Genomic DNA, 16,570 nt, shown 5'->3' with positions numbered 1-16,570 from the left:
CGAATGGGTCCGTGCCGCGGTTCTCACGCCTGAACCCTAGCCATCTCCATGGCAATTAGATAGATTCTTGCTAGACAGAGCGGTTTGGCGTGGAGAGGTGATTGCGAAATGGCAAACGGATTGCGACGCAGCAGCGAGAAGCAACGGCGGGTTCGCCCAGTGTTGTTGGCCGGTGTGGCCGCAGCGATGTTGGCCCCGGCGAGCCTCCTACCCAGTGCTTCTCCGGCCCATGCTGCGTTTGGCGTGATTGAAGATGAAGGTCTCGCCGCTTGTGTGAACGAGAGCATTGGTGGTGGCCGCGATCCGCAACAAGAAATCACCGCCGATGATCTCAAGCAGGTGAAGATGCAGTTCCGGTGCAGCACAGGGCCCGGTATTACATCGTTCGCTGGTTTTGAGGGCGCGACAAACGTGCTCAGCATCACGCTTTCGGGGCCAACGCATCAGTTCACTGAGGCATCCGACCTTGAGGCGCTCGGGGCGCTCCCGAAGCTCCGAACGCTCTACCTCAACGGTGTAGGCCTTACGAATGATGGGCTTGCTGGCTTGAGTGGCACCACCCACCTTGAGACGCTGACGCTTGCTGACCTGCCGGAGGTAAGCGACCTTTCCGGTATCTCCAACAATGCTGCGCTTTCTACCCTCATACTGACACCGCTACCAGCGTTGAGTGATCTCGAGCCACTCCGGGGTCTTGCTGCCGTCACTCGACTCGATCTCACTGAGAACACCGGGATCACCGATCTGAGTGCACTTGCGGGGATGAGTGAATTGAAAGACCTCACGATTCAGTTCACCGGGGTGAGTGACTTGACGCCGCTCAGTGATAACCGAACGCTGATGACGCTTTCGGCGACGGGCACAAACATCGCCTCGCTGGCGCCATTGGCTGATGCGTCGAGCCTGCGGGCCGTCTGGGTTGCGAACACGAAGCTGACTTCGCTTGACGGCTTGGAAGGGCACGCGAATCTCACTCAGATCTTCGCGAGTGGAGCACCACTCGGGGGTGACATTGCAGCACTCGCGCATAAGCCGAATCTGCAGTGGGTAGACATTCGGAATACGCAGACGACGTCACTCGCCGTGCTCGCAGATAGCCCGAACATTTCCACGTTGGATGCTTCAGACAATCGAATTTCAAGTCTGGTAGGAATTCCAGAGCAGTCACCTGGCTCGACGTTCAACCTCCTGAACCAGAACATTCACATTGAAGAGCCGAAGCAGTATGTACCGGTCGGTGCAACTGAGTTTCGAGTCGACGCGGCGGGACAGGTGTCACTGCGAGACGGTACAACATTCCCACCGCTCTATGACCCCAGTGTGCCTCCGCGGGGGCCTGTTGCAGACCCAGAACTTCCGCTGTTGAAGTTCTCGAAGATTCAGAACAACGACACCTTCCTCGACTATAAGTTCCGTGAAGGTGCGGGGTTTAACTCCTTTGCAGGAAACGTCGACATGAAGATCGTTTGGAGCAGCATTACGAGCGGATCTCCAGCTCCGGTAGCCGCCGGTGAACGGCTGGCCCATCAAGTGACGGTGACCGAAGGCTTCCCCGTCACCACATACGCGCTGGGAGCTGATGCTCCCGACTGGCTCGCTATTGATCCCGCAACGGGGCTGCTGTCGGGTACGCCACCGACTCAGGGTGAGTTCGAGGTCGAGGTGCTCGCAGCTGATCGCCTTGGAAACACGATTACGGGGACGCTCACGATCACGGCCACGGAGGCTACCCCTGCGCTTCGCAACAGTGTGATCTCGGTTGGCGCGGATCAAGCGGTCAACGCAGGTGAAGAATTGACGTTCACCATCACTCGTGAGAATGCGGCAGAGAACCCGTGGACCGGTGAGGCTGCGGTGAAGGTGCGTACCCAAGACGGTACGGCAGTTGCAGGGGTCGATTATGACCCTGTCGCCACAGAACTCGTCTGGGCGGCAGGTGAAACGGCCGCAAAGCAGGTCGCGGTGACAACGAAAACGCCCGAGGAAGAGGCGGTTGCGGCCAAGAAGCACTTCGCGTTGATGCTTACAGATCCGTCCCTCCATGTAGAACTTGGCAGCCGAGCGAAGGCCACCGGTACGATCACCGTTCAAGGCGGCGGATCAGTAACCCCGGGACCGGGGCCAAAGCCCGGTGTCGTCCCAGAGGGAGGCAAGAACGCACCTGGGGGTCACCTTGCGAATACGGGAAGTGACTTCGGCACTACGGCTGGCATCGTGGGAGCGATGTTGCTTGCAGTCGCGGCATGTGTGCTGTGTATTCGGCGGAGGCAGGCCTAGCGCGCTTCGCGTGGCGAGCGGCGAGAAAGACACTCGTTGATGTGTTTCGTCCTGATACCTAAGTTTTTCCTTTGAAAGTACTTCGTGGATCACTAGGATTTTGGTAGCGTTGCTGACTTTCATTGTTGTGGGTCAGTGGCGGCGCCAATCGACACCAGTAGATCGAAGGGGACTTGAGTGACAGAAACTACCCGGCGGATTCAAGGGAAGCGTCGTAATCCGTTACTGCTTGGCATCGGCCTAGCCCTTACGGGGTCGCTCGTCCTGGGCGGCGTGTATTCCGCTCAGGCGACGACTCACAATGATCCCGAGGTAGACCCGGTTCCCGGCCACGTCGAGCCTGGCACTGAAGATCTCGAGGATCTTCGCAATCAGGATCCGCATTTGGCCCCTGTGAGTGACGAGATTCTGGCTCGTATCCCCATACTCATTGAGCCAGGTAACCCTGATGGTGGGGAGCTGAAAGATGCTTATCCGACCTCACTTGCGGTGAGTGCTGACGGCAAGTTTGCCTATGCAAGCTGGACCAAGGGTGACGTACATGAGATCTACGTTTTTGATCTTGCGAAGCGCATGCATATCAAGACGATGCAGACAGACCCTGGCGATTGGTGGGGCGGGAGCCTGCGTGCGGCAAAAGACGCCAACGTGCTCACCTTCTTTGACGGAGACAATGGCGTGGTGGTCATTGATACGACAACGCACACTGAAATTGCACGTTACCCGGCCGAGTATGACTACGGCCACCGCGTTGCGATCAGTGATGACGGCAACTGGCTCTACATGCTTGAGAGCGACTGGGGCGAGACAGTATTTCACAAGATGGATCTGCGAACTGGAGAGATCTTCGATGGCCCAAGATTTGAGATCAACCCCAATGGTCAACTGACGGTAAGCCCAGATGGGACTACGGTCGCTGTAGGGCTCGGCGGCGGCTACAAAGATGCGAACCTGACGCTCATCGACGTGGACTCCATGGAAATCATTGGTGGGCCATACCTCAACACAAACCTGTGGCAGTTTGAGGGCATGACGTTCGACAGCACGGGAACGGCGCTGTATACAACTGCGTTCTCACGTACGATCGCAAAGATCAGCCAGGAAGACGGCCAGAACATTACCCGAATCACCGCGGGAGACGGGCTTGCGGACGTTCTTCCCGTACCAGATCGTGATCGGGCTTGGGCTGCCTCCTACTGGGAGAACCTCATTGTCGTGGCTGACTTTGAAAATAAGGTCCGCTCAACGAGCTTCCGTGAAACCCCGGGCGGCCCGAACGAGCTCGTGCAGTCGTCAAACGGTGATCTGTTGGTGAGTAATGCCGGTGGCGATAAGGACCACAAGGACAACAGCATCGGCATCATTTTGGCCCCTCGCGTGACAACACAGCCGGTTGATGCACAGATCGCTGGGCTGGGGGAATCTGTCACCTTTACTGCGCAGCTTGTTGGCGTAAAGGCCGACGCTGACAGTGGTGTGACCTGGCAGTCTTCTCCGGACGGAACTACCTGGACCGATCTGGATGAGCACACCACGACCCTCACGCTGACCGCGGACGCGAGTGCCGCGGCGCTGCAGTATCGAATGAGCTACACCGATGAATTCTGGGGCCAGACTGGTTTCACGAATGCGGTGCGGATCCTCGGTGTGCAACCAGTGATTACCTCTGCAGCGATCTCGCATTCCACCAAGGTGGACGAAGCGATGACGCCGATCCTTCCGACCGTCACGGCTCAACCGGACCACGTGTGGTCGGCCGAGGGCCTCCCGAGCGGACTTTCCATCAACGCTGAAACCGGTGAGATCACCGGTACCCCAACGGCGGTTGGGAAGTTTGCGATCACCCTGACCGTGACGGATATGTTCGGTACAGCCACGCAGCAGGGCACCATCACGGTGACCAGCGATGACGGTGGCGACGACAGCGCCGCTGATGGCAGTAGCGATGGCAACGCTGATGGCGGATCTGACGGAAGCAGTGGCGGCAGCTCCGACAGCGGAGCGAAGGGCAGCGTGAACGGCGGCAGCAACAGCGGTGCAAGCGCGAGCGGATCCGCCAATGGAGACAACGGCAACGGAAACGGCCTTGCCGCAACAGGCTCGTTGGATGCGACGGTTGGCATCGCTATCGGTGCGTTGGTACTGGCCGCCGGTGCGGTCCTCCTGTTTGCTCGGCGACGGGCGCTTCGGCAGTAACTCCAGGAAGTGAGAAAGTGGGCAGTGCGGCATCGACCGTACTGCCCACTTCTGCGTTAACCGAGCGCGGCGGTCTCGGTCTCGCTGGGAAACTCGTGTCCTTCCCCAATTGGGAATGTTGCTGCGACGACGCCGTCGGTCATGGGGAGCTCTTCGAGGATTCGCGGGGCGGGGGAGAGTGTGAAGTCGATGCCTTCGCTGACGAGTGCAGCTGTTGAGATCGAGACAAGCAGGAGTGGCTCACTGACGTCCGAGTAACGGCTCTTGAGCACGCTGTGAATGTCGGCGTACTCGCAGACGTAGATCGCGCCAACTCCATCAAATGGCACTCCACGCGTTGCCACGCTGTATTCGCCAAAGCGAGAGCACGCTTCCCAGTCGTCGGCAAATGCAACGTGAAAGAGCAGAGTTGGGGTTGAAGCCACAGATTCCATAATGACACGATAGCGTGTCATTAATGTTTCTTGCTCAATGTGCGCAAAGATTGACCCATGGCAACACCTGCAGGCCCACTCCGTGGCCGTCCGACAACGGCTGGGCGTGCGAGGCGGCATCGTGAGATTCTCGATGCTGCGATTTCAGAGTTTCTACACAATGGTTTCGGCGGAGCGAGCATGGACGCGATTGCGCTTGCGGCTGGTGCAACCAAGCGAACGCTTTACACACACTACGGTGACAAGGCTGGACTGTACGGAGCGGCAGTGGAGCAGCAGCACACGTATGTCGAGGAGTTTCGTGGTGAGCAGGTAACGCTGGAATCCGCCGCTATCGTTGTCGTCGGGTCAGTGTTCTCTGATGCCTCAATTGGGTTGCATCGACTGGTGCTTGCGGAGGCACATCGGTTCCCTGAGATCGCAACCTCGTTTTACTCGCGGGGTCCAGAACAGGCAATGGAATTTCTTGCCGAGCATCTGCCGGAGGGCTTGACAGCGGCTCGGCGTAGGGAGCTGTCGGTCTGGCTATTCAGCCTGCTGCTCGGTGAACCGCATCGACGTCGACTATTAGGGCTCGAAACCGAGCCAAGCGACCAATGGGTCAAGCGGCACGCAGTGGCGGCTCTGCAGATGTTGCGAATTAATCGCTAGTTCTCTGTTCCGCCAAGGAGCCCACTAGCGCACGGTCGAAGGGGTATACCCGAAGCGTGCGCGAAACCGGTCTGAGAATCGAGTTCGTGAGCGATAGCCGCTCGCTGCTGCAACATGAGGTACGGTCCAATCGGTGGTTTGCAGCAGCATGAGTGCGTGGTGCATGCGAACGTCTACGAGGAGTTCGTCGAAGCGGGTCTGCTCGTGTGCGAGCTTGCGTCGAAGGGTTGACTCGCTCATGAGCAGCAACTGAGCGGCATCTTGTGCGGTCCAGCGGCGTTCGGGAGCCTCACTGATGAACTCTCTCAGCTGAGTCGTTACACGAGGCCGACCTGCGGGTGCAAAAGTGTGGCCGTGTTCTGCGAGCGTCAGCAGTAGCTCCTGTACGCGGTAGTGCATGCGTGCGTCGCTGATTGATTGGTCTATGGCGCTTTCCAGCACGTGCAGGAGCATCGAGGAGAGGTCGTTGTGTAGCTCGACCGTTCTGAACGCAATGTCGGGTGTCTGGGTGGGTTGGAGCCTCGTATGTGACTGGCGAAATTGCGTTAGCGCGGTGTCTGGCATCTCAAGAAGGATCGACCGAAATTCGCCACTATCTGCTGCAGGGGTCTTTACGAGGTTGGCTACGGTGTGTGGATCAATCAGCAGGAGCTGAGGCGAACGCTCTGCGTCGACGCTCAGGTGGGAGCCTCCGTTATCACACTCCAGAATGCCCGTCGCGAGATACAGCAGCGTTGCGCCATGAAAATGAAATCGTGGCGCAAACTGCGTGCGGGTGATGCGTGGTTGGGCAAGTTTGCACACATCCGCCCGAGACACCGGGCCGAGGATTGGGAGTTGCCAGTCATCGCGCACTGGCAAGGCTGGGGCAGAGGCAGCTGCGCTCACAGGAAATCAGCTTTCATTTGGTGTCTCGGGCAGGTGTGGAGATGTTACTCGCCCGCTATGCGCGAGGGGTGACCTCTGGGTTCAAGCTGTACAGGCCGGTGAGTGTCGCCGTAGCGAGCACGTTTGCTGGGTCGATTGCTTCGCGCACTGCTGCGCCGTGTGGTGGCGGCGTAACGGCGAGCGTTGGGGTAGCAAGTGCATACAGCGTAAAGACATAGTGGTGCATGCGTGCATCGTTCCACGGCGGGCACGGTCCGTCGTACCCGAAGTAGGTGCCTGCCATGTCGGGGTCGGCAGCAAACCAGCCCGTGTAGTCGTTGATGCCGTGCTGTTCTGGGCGGTTGGGAATGTCTCCTGACTTTCCGTGCGCCGTGATCCCGTTCGAATGGCTCCCGGCAGCAATCTCACGAGTCTCAGCAGGAATGTCGAACAGTGTCCAATGGAAGAAGTCGACGCGAGGGAGATCCGCCGGTACAACACGACCTTCAATGTTCACATCGCTCGCGTCGCTCGGCGCATCAGGATCATGGCAGACAAGGACGAATGACGCAGTGCCTTCAGGGACATCGCTCCAAGCGAGATGCGGATTCCTATTTGGTGCGAGTGTGATGTGGTTCACTGCGTCTTGTGCAGCAAACGCGAAATCCTCTGGAATGAACGCGCCTTCGGCGAAGCTCGTGCTGGTGAGGTGCATGAAGTTCTCTATTCTTGTGCGGTGAAAATGCTGGGCACAGTGCGACAGCCTGACTCGTAGCGTAGTGAGGATGCATTCGGAACATTGCTACTCAGCCAGTCAAAGTGAACTCAATTCCGGTCATTTCGACCGATTTAGAGTACATAGGTGCGTAATGGACTTCAACTGAGACGAGAGGCATCGTGCGTAGTGATCAATGCGAGGTTAGCCGTTGAACTCCGCTGGGTGCGGTCCGGTGCGGCCATCACGGTCCAGTGCGTCGACGGCGTTGAGTTCATCTGTCGACAGCTCAAAGTCGAAGACGTCAAGATTCGCGGTGATACGCGCGGGGGTCACCGACTTCGGAATAACTACGCGTCCCTGCTGGAGGTGCCAGCGCAGCACAACCTGCGCTGGGGAGACGCCGTGCTGTTCGGCAATGGCTGTGATCGCCGGATCCTTGAGCACCGCTCCCTGTGCGAGCGGGCTCCATGCCTCGGTGACGATGCCGCGCGCGGCATTTGCAGCCTGAGTCTCGCGGTTTTGCAAGGCTGGATGAAGTTCAATTTGATTCACCGCTGGAACAAGGTCACTCACCTCAGCGAGCCGCTCCAAGTGGGCGGGAAGGAAGTTGGAGACACCGACGGCGCCGACCCGTCCTTCGGTCGCAAGCTGGGTGAGCGCACGCCAAGCATCGAGGAAGGCGTCTGTCGCTGGCGCTGGCCAGTGGATGAGGAAGAGGTCGAGCTTCTCGAGACCGAGTTTTTCGAGCGAAGACTCGTACCCACGAAGTGCGGATTCGTAGTCGAGCGCATCGATCCACAACTTCGAAGTGATGAAGAGATCTTCGCGAGCGACGCCGGACTCTGCAATTGCGCGACCCACTCCGGCTTCGTTGCCGTAAATGGCAGCGGTATCGATGCTGCGGTACCCAGCCTCGATTGCTGTAGAGGCAGCCGTGGTCGTTTCATGATCAGGAACTTGGAAGACTCCGAAGCCGAGTTGAGGCATTTCGAGTCCGTTGTTCAGGGTGATGTTGGGAATCTTGGGGGTGTGCATGATTTCTCCTGTAGTGAGTGGAAGTCGTGAAAAGGTGTGTGAGATTATGCAGACGGGACAACGGAGCGTTGGGTGGTCGCACGTTTGGCGCTTGACGCAGCGAACAACATCACGATGAGGCCCGCACTGGTGATGGCTGCACCGATCCAAATGGGGGAGGTGTAGCCAAGGCCGGCAGTAATGCCGACACCGCCGACCCAGGCGCCGAGTGCGTTGCCCACGTTGAACGCACCGATGTTGGCGCCAGAGGCGAGTGTGGGGGCGCCGCCTGCGTACTGCATGACGCGACTCTGCAGCGCAGGTACCGTTCCGAAGCCGAATCCGCCCATGAGTAGGAGAACAACAATCACCGCTGGCTTGTGACCCGCAAGCGTGCCGAACGCTACGAGCACGATCGCAAGTGCCGAGATGAACCAGATCAGTGTTCCGTCGATGGTGCGGTCTGCAAGCTTGCCGCCGACCCAGTTGCCGAGCAGGAGTCCCACACCAAAGAGCACGAGAAGCCAGGGCACAGCAGCGCTTGCGAAACCAGTCACACCAGTGAGTGTGTACGCGATGTAGGTGAACGCGCCGAACATGCCGCCAAAAGCAAGCACGGTCACAAGAAGTGACAGCCAGACTTGTCCGGAGCGGAAAGCTCGGAGTTCTTGTCGCAGACTCACCTGGTTGTCATGGGGTTCTGACGCTCGGACCAGGGCCATGATGCCGATAAACGCGATGGCACCGATACCTGAGATGACCCAGAACGTGGATCGCCAGCCAAATTGCTGCCCGAGGAAGGTGCCAAATGGCACGCCAAACACATTTGCCGCGGTGAGGCCGGTGAACATGATCGCGATTGCCGCCGCCTGCTTCTCTGGGGACACCAGGCTTGCGGCGACGACTGAGCCGATTCCGAAGAACGCGCCGTGGCTGAGTGCTGCGAGGATCCGCCCCAGCATGGCGAGCTCGTATGTCGGCGAGACTGCAGTGAGGAGATTTCCGATGATGAAGAGGACGATGAGACCGAGAAGTACGGGCTTTCGCGGGAGCTTCGTGGTTGCAGCGGTCAGGCCAAGCGCTCCAACAACGACCCCAAGTGCGTAGCCAGAAATGAGCCATCCTGCGGCTGCTTCCGATACCCCGAAATCTGAGGCGACTTCTGGGAGCAATCCCATAATGACAAATTCCGTGAGGCCGATGCCGAATGCTCCGAGCGCAAGAGCAATGAGTCCTAAGGGCATGAGGGTGGTCCCTTTTCCGTCTGATAAATTAGTTGCACGCGATGGATATTGCGCGAAGAGCTAAAATTATTGCATGCGCAACTATCCCGCGCAAGCAACTAAATCTGGTTGAGGGGGCATCGCATGGGTATCGCCGATGATGCAGTTGAGATTCGCGCCCGGGGTTGGCGGACGCTTGCGGCGTTGCACGCGTTGATTGAATCCGAGCTCGAAGCCGCGCTTGCGCAAGCGGCAGACTTGTCAGTCGTCGAGTACACCTTGCTCGATGCGCTGAGCAGGCAGGACGGCTGGCACATGCGCATGCAGCAGCTCGCGCGCGCCACAGCGCTCAGCCCGAGCGCAGCAACTCGGCTCGTGAATCGCTTGGAGGAGCGAGGGCTGCTGACCCGAATCCTGTGCCATGACGATAGGCGAGGCATCTACACGGAGCTGACTCAGGAGGGGAGTGCGCTCTACTTACGTGCCAGACCTGTGCATGAGCGCACGCTGGAACGGGTGCTCAAAGAGGCAGAAACGCATGAGGAACTGGCGCCGTTAGCGCATGCGTTGCAGGAGCAGATCGCGCCCTGAATGGTTTCGCGGCAACCGATACGACCGCAGCCGGTCGGCCTTGTCTGGTCGCCGCGTTTGAAGTTCGGTTCTCGTGTGAGTTCCTACGCGTTCGCGATCTCTGGGAAGGCAGGGCCGTTCGGGAAGTCTGATCGGGTCATGTCCATGAACAGTGCGTCTTCGAGTGCTCCGCTTGGGCGCACCTGGTAGTCGCGGAGGACGCCGACCTTGACGAATCCAAGTCGTTCGTAGCTGCGGATCGCGCCGCTGTTGTTGATGTTGGGATCGAGCGTCACTCGTGTGATGCCGTTCGCGAACTCATGCCGAATGGCGAGTGCAAGCGTTTCTTCACCAAGTCGCTGGCCCCTGAAGGCGGTGGCCAAGAAAATATGCATGACCGTCGTTGGGTACTCGGCATCTGAGCTGCGAAGCACAATGAGGCCGCCTGCGACCTGACCCGCGACCTCGATCACGCGAGTGGTACCTGGTTCAGCGATGAGCTCATTCTGAACGCGTTGCTCATCAAAGCCAACCCACCAGAATGCAACCTCTGGCTCCTTGAGTACCGCGAGAAGTGCCGCAGCGTCACTCGTGTGTGGATCGCGAAGGGTAACTCGAGGGCCGGTGAGTAGCGGTTGCGAGTTTGTCATGGTGGCTCCTGGTCCGCGGTGATCATTGGAGGCCTGTGGTCCCGCCGGGAAGCGGTTGTCAGCGCCGTCGCTGTGCAGCTTTCTCGAGGAGATGTGCTGCCTGCGTAGCGAAACTATCACAGGCAATCACCGAGCATCTGCGAACATTTTCCAGGAGGCACGGAGAGACGACGCAGTGACACCTGCAGGTGCGTGCGGTTCAGTGAACCTGGTTCACCCCGTGGGTAGCGTGCTCAAGAACTCCTGTGTATCGCGGGCAATCTTCTCTGACTGTGTGTAGTGCAGGTAGTGCTCACCTTGCAGGGGGACCACCTGCCCGTGTGTAACTGATTCAGCCTGTTGCTCATGCAGTTCCACCCAGTTCGGAAACTCAGGGTCGTTTTCTACCACGAAGAGCAAGATGGGAAGGTCGGAAGGGAACGTTGCGTCGCGAAGCGCGGCAAAGTTTTCTGGAGCGCGCTCCATTTCGTCGAGAAGGCTGGGGGCAGTGCCGTTCTTGGTGTTCAGGTACTGCATTTGCTGCCGAGTGTCTTCATCGTAGGGGAGGCCCGCAAATTGGTCCCCTGATATCCACGAGAGCGCGCGCAGAATTCCGAGGTCATTCAGTGTGCTGAGACCGCCGGCTGGGGTTGGGTCTTCGGCACCGGGTTGGCCGGGAACACTCGAATCGATCCCGACGAAAGCGATGAGCTTGTCACCGTATTGTGCGCTGTATTCAAGCGCATACATGCCGGCGATCGAATGGCCCATGAGGACGTAGCGATCAACTCCAAGGGAGTCAACAGCCTCATGTACCTCGCGTGCAATGTTTGCGGCAGTGCGAGGGGTGTCAGCCTGGTCGCTGAGGCCGGTACCGAATGGTTCGACTGCGATAACGCGATGTGTGCGCGAGAGCTCGGTGATGAGCGGTTGAAAATCGAGTGCTGGTGCGGCGGTACCGAGCCCTGGGAGGAGCACGATCGCCTCGCCAGGGGTGCCGCTGTCGACGACGTTCATTTCTTTGCCGTCAACGGGAATGCGCTCGCCGTAGGTTTCGATGGCATCGAGCTCTGAGCGGGTGGAAACCGAATTGACAATTGCGGTCGTGGCGATGAGTGCCACAGGGAGCAGGGTGACGGTGCCGAGCGTGATGAGCGTGACCGCCAGAGACTTGCGCATGAGCTCCTCATTTCGTGTGACACCAAGCGGAATGGAGTCGTTATGAAACAAGTAAAGCTGTTGGGCTTGGGCTCGTGAAGTGCGAAATGTCACTGACATGTATGACTGATGTCATACGGTGAGGAGGCCTGAAGCATGCCCGCGGTCAGCTACGCCCGTGTGAGTGAGTTCACGAGCAGGCTTGTCTGCGTATCTCGCACGCCGGGCACCGCGCGAATGAGTTCGAGCGCTGCATCAAAGGCGTCAAGCGAGCGCGCGCGCAAGTGCACGATGAGATCCCATCCGCCAAGGGTAGAGTGCATCTGCTCGGCCTCGGGGATGCCGCGCACGGCACGGATGACATCTTGCCCGCGGGCAGGATCGCAAGCGACGAAAACGACACCGCGGATCGAGTCACGTGCAATCTCATCGCTCACCTGAATGGTGAACGCCTCAATCACGCCGGTGTCGACCAGGCGGTCGATCCGCGCATTCACGGTTGAACGGTTGACACCCAGCTCGCGCGCGAGCACGGCGGCCGGGGTGCGACTGTTGAAGCGGAGCCATGAGATGAGCTGGCGGTCGAGATCGTCAATCATGCAAATAGCCTAATCTCTTCCAGCGATGTGTTTGTGAACTCAACAAAAAACGCATGAAATGCCGATTGTGGCACCACAATGCTCATCTCTAACGTTGAACTGGTCCGTGCGGCGTTGCGCTCTGAGGTGTCACGCACGCACACCATCTGCTGCGAGAGGTACCCCTGTGTTGCGCGCTGTTGAACATGTCCCGAACCGAAGAAATGTGCTTGCCGCCGCAGGGCTCATTCTCGTTGGTTCGGCAGGCATTCAGATCTCGTCTGCGCTGTCTTCCACCCTGTTTGTGGCATACGGCACGATCGGGGTGAGTGCGCTTCGCAGCGCTATTGCTGCGCTCATTCTGTTGGTCATCTTCAGGCCAAAGCTGCGTGGGCGAAGCAGGGCAGAGTGGGTCGGCATCGCTGTTTACGGTGTTGCAATGGCGCTAATGAACATCAGCCTGTACACCGCGATTCAGCACATCCCGCTCGGTGTCGCGGTAACGCTGGAGTTCCTCGGGCCGTGCGCGGTGTCGTTGATGGCGTCACGCCGGGTGAAGGAAGGAGCCTGCGCCCTACTCTCTCTCGGTGGTGTTGCGCTCATTTCGGCTGGACCAGCGGGGTACTTCGACCTCATTGGCTACGTCGCCGCACTCTCGGCGGCCGCGTTCTTCGGACTCTACACACTCTTCGCCGCAAAGGTGGGGAAGCGAGGAAGTGGCCTCGACGGGCTGGCGCTCTCGGTCACGGTCAGTGCGATTGCCACCTCACCGTTTGCGATTGCGAATGTCGGCCAGGTGACTGGTGGGCACTGGGGTCTGCTCGCTGTTGCTGCGCTTGTTGGTGTGGTGATCCCGTATTCCGTCGACACGATTGCTGGGCGGATCACCTCGGCCCGCATCATTGGCACGCTGTTCTCGATTGATCCAGCAATGGGAACGCTGATTGGATTCTTGCTGCTTGGGGAGACAATGACTCCCACGGCATTGGCTGGCATTTGCGTGGTGATACTGTCTGGGGCGCTGTTGGTGTGGACGTCGTCCCGTGGGCCAGCGCCCGGCAAATCAGCTGATGTTCAGTTGGTGAGCAGCGAGATGCTTGAACCTGCGGCTGGTCAACGGTTAGAGGAAGCGACCAGAACAGGGAAAGTCGGCCCGCCTAAGCAATGAATCCTTTGAGGGGCAAGTATGGTTCAAATTGGAATCAACTTTGCTTCTCGGGACTGCTGAAAGTGTTTCTGAGGTGGCCCCGATGGCACATCATCAGGAGGTAGTTCGTGCGGATCAGACAGACAGCGTTCGGGATTGCTGTTGCTGTAACAGTGGTGCTCAGCGGCGCAAGCGCAGCTCAAGCTGTTTCACCGCCGGGCCAGACGTGGGGGACAGAGGCTCCTGCTCCGGCCGCGGCAAGTACGGGGACCTGGGGCACCGCACCATGGACACTTGACAACGGTGTGTTGACGGTGGGCGCTGGAACGCTCAGCTACAACGATTGGTCGGCGCAGCGGAACTCGATCACGAGTATCGTCTTTACTGATCCGGCTACCACCCAGCTGCCGGCAGATTCATCGGTGCTGTTCGGGATGCTCCCTAAGCTCACGAAGATTGAGGGCGCCGGGCAACTCGATACTTCAGCGGTCACGAACATGTACGGGATGTTTACTCAGACCCCCGCTCTTGTCTCGGTTGACGTCTCAGGTTGGGATACCAGCAACGTGACGAACATGAACAAGATGTTCCAGCTCGCGAGTGCGGTGACCAACCTTGACGTATCTGGATGGGACACGTCGAACGTCACCGACATGGGATCCATGTTTGGCGGGGCCTCTGCCCTCGCCTCACTGGATGTCTCAGGCTGGGAGATCGGCAAAGTGGAGAACCTCAAGGAGATGTTTCACGAAGCTCGGAGTCTGACGACAATCGATGTTTCTCATTGGGACACGAGTAGTGTCACTGATATGAGCCGCGCATTTGAGAATGCTGCGTCGGTTACCGCTCTCGATGTTTCTGGGTGGAACACCGCGAAGGTGACCAACATGTACGCAACATTTTCGGGTGTAGCGAAGGTTACCGAACTTGATGTCACCGGCTGGGACACCGGGGAGGTAACCTCACTCAACCGCACATTCTGGGGCACTACGGCGTTGAGAACTCTCGACCCGTCAGGCTGGGACACCGGCAAAGTCACAGACACGGCATTCATGTTGCAGGGAGCCACTTCGGTTCCCGCGCTTGACCTCTCTGGTTGGGATGTATCTCAGGTCACTGACATGCAGGCGATGTTCCAGTCGACGACGAGTCTGACGCAGCTCAATACCAGCGGGTGGAACACCGGCAATGTGACCAATATGGAGGGCATGTTCCACAGTGCGACGGTATTGGGAGAAATTGATGTCACGTCTTGGGATACCGGCAAAGTACGGAACTTTAAGAGCACGTTCTATAACACCCCTGCGCTGACGGTACTTGACCCATCAGGGTTTGACACCTCGAGCGCGATCACCATGGAAGGCATGTTCAGTGATGCCTCTGCGCTGACGCAGCTTGATCTCTCGAATTGGAATACTGGCAACGTCACGAACATGTCGGCAATGTTCCAGAACACCACCTCACTGCAGCAAGCACGCACCATCGGTTGGAACACCTCACAGGTGACAGAGATGGACTACCTGTTCATGAATTCAGGAGCCTCGGCGGTGCATGTTGCCGGGTGGGACGTGTCGCAGGTGCGCACTCTCTTTGCCGCGTTTGCCAACATGGAACACCTGACGGTGATTGACCTCACTGGGTGGGACACCGAACACGGCCCAGATATGGACTACTTCTTCTCGGATACGCCGTTGCGGGTCATCACGATCAGTAATGAAGCCGTCTTCCCCGCCAGCGTCGACCTGTGGTGGCCGAGTGCCGCGATTGAACCCCTCGCCAATGGCAACTGGGTCGAGATTGGGACTGGCACCATCAAACTACCTATTGCCACTCCCTGGGACGGCGCGAATGACCGGTTGTACGAGTACACCGAAGGCCGTGTCGACGCAGGTACGTATATCTGGCAAGAGAAGATCACGCTGGTGTATGACGCTAACTCAGCACAGGCGGCCGGTACGACAACCGACACCCTCGGGGCTACCGGTCGACTGGTCACTGTGGCCGAGAATGGGTTTGTGCGTGACGACTATGTGTTCGTTGGCTGGAATACGAAAGCGGATGGCACGGGGACTGACTACACGGCGGGACACGCGGAGTATCTTGCAGCTGGGACATACCACCTGTATGCCCAGTGGAAGTCCAAAGACGGTCCCGTTGACCCGGTCAAGCCAATTGACCCCGTTGATCCAGTGAAGCCGGTTGACCCAAAGCCTGAGACCCCGAAGAACCCTGGCCTTGCCAATACTGGCTCAGCCGAGATGCGCGGAATTGGTATCGCTGCGGCGGTCTCGGTGGTGCTCGGCGCTGGCGGATTGTTGCTCGCGAAGCGTCGACGAAACGTGTCACAGCACTAATCAACGACGCAGAACTCGCCAAGCAAAGGCACATGCCGGCTCTGGAGGATACTTCAGGGCCGGCACGTGTGTCTTTGGGAACCGCATATTGGGCAGGTAAGAGAGCCACCGGCGCATCATCCGAAAGGATGATCAGATCTCGCCCGCTCTTGCGATGTGGATTCTTGGCATGCCTGGTTGAGTAGAAGGTGAATCACTTGCTGAGAGTGATCCGCACACACATAGGTGCCGTGGCAGACACGACTTGGAGCCTGCCAGCGCACCTGAGAGGGAGACGAGAGACACATGAAGCGATTGTTCAATGCCGCAGCGATTTACACGCTGCTCGGATTGCTTTCTGGCGTTTTCTACCGCGAGTTCACCAAGGCCAATGAATTCCCAGAGGGGGCGTTCTCGCAGCTCGGCCTCGTACACACCCACCTGCTGACTCTGGGCACCGTTGTGCTGCTCATCGCGCTGGTCATTGAGAAGACGTTCGTCGTCTCCAGCAGTACCAAGCTGTTCGGCGCATTCTTCTGGCTGTACAACGCTGGTCTCATGGTGACTTCCGGGCTGATGGTGTGGCACGGCACGCTGACCGTACTCGGCAAAGAATCGTCAGCCATGATCTCTGGCATCGCTGGCCTGGGACACATCTTGCTCACCGCAGGTTTGGTGTGCTTCTTCATCGCATTGGGTCGCGCAGTGAAGTCGGCTGACACGACCCGCGCGCAGGTGCACGCAGCCTAAAGCTTGCAAGCAGGTTATTGCCATG

Annotated in this window: 15 protein-coding genes; 7 read left to right on the top strand and 8 right to left on the bottom strand. The window is 58.6% G+C overall.

Features of this window, described 5'->3' with window-relative positions:
- Nucleotides 1-108 precede the first annotated feature (108 nt).
- Complete coding sequence (locus FW756_RS10615; RefSeq protein WP_446430125.1) at nucleotides 109-2,277, top strand: Calx-beta domain-containing protein; 2,169 nt, start codon at nucleotides 109-111, stop codon at nucleotides 2,275-2,277.
- 177 nt (nucleotides 2,278-2,454) lie between these two features.
- Nucleotides 2,455-4,473: a putative Ig domain-containing protein gene (locus FW756_RS10610; protein ID WP_446430124.1), complete on the top strand. Its 2,019-nt coding sequence runs from the start codon at nucleotides 2,455-2,457 to the stop codon at nucleotides 4,471-4,473.
- Nucleotides 4,474-4,529: 56 nt separating this feature from the next.
- Here FW756_RS10610 and FW756_RS10605 read toward each other — a convergent pair whose 3' ends face one another.
- Entirely contained in the window at nucleotides 4,530-4,928 is a 399-nt protein-coding gene (locus FW756_RS10605) for a hypothetical protein (RefSeq protein ID WP_446430123.1), read from the bottom strand.
- Between the two features lie 36 nt (nucleotides 4,929-4,964).
- Between FW756_RS10605 and FW756_RS10600 the strand changes: the two genes are divergently transcribed.
- A complete protein-coding gene (locus tag FW756_RS10600) occupies nucleotides 4,965-5,558 on the top strand; it encodes a TetR/AcrR family transcriptional regulator (protein ID WP_446430122.1) in 594 nt (197 codons plus the stop codon).
- Nucleotides 5,559-5,582: 24 nt separating this feature from the next.
- Here the strand turns inward: FW756_RS10600 and FW756_RS10595 are convergent, their stop codons facing one another.
- The 4 genes from FW756_RS10595 to FW756_RS10580 form a co-directional block, all read right to left on the bottom strand.
- Complete coding sequence (locus FW756_RS10595) at nucleotides 5,583-6,446, bottom strand: helix-turn-helix transcriptional regulator (protein ID WP_446430121.1); 864 nt, start codon at nucleotides 6,444-6,446, stop codon at nucleotides 5,583-5,585.
- A 55-nt stretch (nucleotides 6,447-6,501) separates the two neighbouring features.
- Nucleotides 6,502-7,140: a YbhB/YbcL family Raf kinase inhibitor-like protein gene (locus FW756_RS10590; RefSeq protein ID WP_446430120.1), complete on the bottom strand. Its 639-nt coding sequence runs from the start codon at nucleotides 7,138-7,140 to the stop codon at nucleotides 6,502-6,504.
- A gap of 204 nt (nucleotides 7,141-7,344) precedes the next feature.
- Nucleotides 7,345-8,178, bottom strand: coding sequence for an aldo/keto reductase (locus FW756_RS10585; RefSeq protein ID WP_446430119.1), 834 nt, complete (start codon nucleotides 8,176-8,178; stop codon nucleotides 7,345-7,347).
- A 44-nt stretch (nucleotides 8,179-8,222) separates the two neighbouring features.
- Nucleotides 8,223-9,401, bottom strand: a complete 1,179-nt coding sequence (locus FW756_RS10580) for an MFS transporter (protein ID WP_446430118.1) — start codon at nucleotides 9,399-9,401, stop codon at nucleotides 8,223-8,225.
- Nucleotides 9,402-9,524: 123 nt separating this feature from the next.
- Between FW756_RS10580 and FW756_RS10575 the strand changes: the two genes are divergently transcribed.
- Nucleotides 9,525-9,971 carry a MarR family winged helix-turn-helix transcriptional regulator gene (locus FW756_RS10575; RefSeq protein ID WP_446430117.1) on the top strand — a complete coding sequence of 149 codons (447 nt, stop codon included), beginning with the start codon at nucleotides 9,525-9,527 and terminating at the stop codon, nucleotides 9,969-9,971.
- 83 nt (nucleotides 9,972-10,054) lie between these two features.
- Here the strand turns inward: FW756_RS10575 and FW756_RS10570 are convergent, their stop codons facing one another.
- The 3 genes from FW756_RS10570 to FW756_RS10560 form a co-directional block, all read right to left on the bottom strand.
- A complete protein-coding gene (locus FW756_RS10570; RefSeq protein WP_446430116.1) occupies nucleotides 10,055-10,600 on the bottom strand; it encodes a GNAT family N-acetyltransferase in 546 nt (181 codons plus the stop codon).
- A 213-nt stretch (nucleotides 10,601-10,813) separates the two neighbouring features.
- Nucleotides 10,814-11,758 (bottom strand): alpha/beta fold hydrolase, encoded by a 945-nt coding sequence (locus FW756_RS10565; RefSeq protein WP_446430115.1) that lies wholly within the window; start codon nucleotides 11,756-11,758, stop codon nucleotides 10,814-10,816.
- Nucleotides 11,759-11,907: 149 nt separating this feature from the next.
- Nucleotides 11,908-12,336, bottom strand: coding sequence for an Lrp/AsnC family transcriptional regulator (locus tag FW756_RS10560; protein WP_446430114.1), 429 nt, complete (start codon nucleotides 12,334-12,336; stop codon nucleotides 11,908-11,910).
- Between the two features lie 166 nt (nucleotides 12,337-12,502).
- On the opposite strand from FW756_RS10560, the gene FW756_RS10555 reads away from it, so the two are divergent.
- The 3 genes from FW756_RS10555 to FW756_RS10545 all read left to right on the top strand — a co-directional run bounded on the left by FW756_RS10555 (nucleotide 12,503) and on the right by FW756_RS10545 (nucleotide 16,545).
- Nucleotides 12,503-13,483 (top strand): EamA family transporter, encoded by a 981-nt coding sequence (locus FW756_RS10555; protein ID WP_446430113.1) that lies wholly within the window; start codon nucleotides 12,503-12,505, stop codon nucleotides 13,481-13,483.
- Nucleotides 13,484-13,590: 107 nt separating this feature from the next.
- A complete protein-coding gene (locus tag FW756_RS10550) occupies nucleotides 13,591-15,816 on the top strand; it encodes a BspA family leucine-rich repeat surface protein (RefSeq protein ID WP_446430112.1) in 2,226 nt (741 codons plus the stop codon).
- 285 nt (nucleotides 15,817-16,101) lie between these two features.
- The gene (locus tag FW756_RS10545) at nucleotides 16,102-16,545 is read left to right on the top strand and encodes a DUF2871 domain-containing protein (protein ID WP_446430111.1); all 444 of its coding nucleotides are present in this window, start codon (nucleotides 16,102-16,104) and stop codon (nucleotides 16,543-16,545) included.
- Nucleotides 16,546-16,570 lie beyond the last annotated feature (25 nt).

This window comes from Leucobacter sp. 1207-22, from assembly GCF_052850455.1.
Note: the sequence above shows the minus strand (reverse complement) of the source record. Positions and strands in the feature narration are given on the sequence as shown.

Bases quoted from the DNA above. Each gene is read 5' to 3' on its own strand.
- FW756_RS10560 (WP_446430114.1), bottom strand. From the start codon at position 12,336: ATGATTGACGATCTCGACCGCCAGCTCATCTCATGGCTCCGCTTCAAC.
- FW756_RS10600 (WP_446430122.1), top strand. From the start codon at position 4,965: ATGGCAACACCTGCAGGCCCACTCCGTGGCCGTCCGACAACGGCTGGG.
- FW756_RS10545 (WP_446430111.1), top strand. From the start codon at position 16,102: ATGAAGCGATTGTTCAATGCCGCAGCGATTTACACGCTGCTCGGATTG.
- FW756_RS10590 (WP_446430120.1), bottom strand. From the start codon at position 7,140: ATGCACCTCACCAGCACGAGCTTCGCCGAAGGCGCGTTCATTCCAGAG.
- FW756_RS10585 (WP_446430119.1), bottom strand. From the start codon at position 8,178: ATGCACACCCCCAAGATTCCCAACATCACCCTGAACAACGGACTCGAA.
- FW756_RS10580 (WP_446430118.1), bottom strand. From the start codon at position 9,401: ATGCCCTTAGGACTCATTGCTCTTGCGCTCGGAGCATTCGGCATCGGC.
- FW756_RS10575 (WP_446430117.1), top strand. From the start codon at position 9,525: ATGGGTATCGCCGATGATGCAGTTGAGATTCGCGCCCGGGGTTGGCGG.
- FW756_RS10615 (WP_446430125.1), top strand. From the start codon at position 109: ATGGCAAACGGATTGCGACGCAGCAGCGAGAAGCAACGGCGGGTTCGC.
- FW756_RS10565 (WP_446430115.1), bottom strand. From the start codon at position 11,758: ATGCGCAAGTCTCTGGCGGTCACGCTCATCACGCTCGGCACCGTCACC.
- FW756_RS10570 (WP_446430116.1), bottom strand. From the start codon at position 10,600: ATGACAAACTCGCAACCGCTACTCACCGGCCCTCGAGTTACCCTTCGC.
- FW756_RS10605 (WP_446430123.1), bottom strand. From the start codon at position 4,928: ATGACACGCTATCGTGTCATTATGGAATCTGTGGCTTCAACCCCAACT.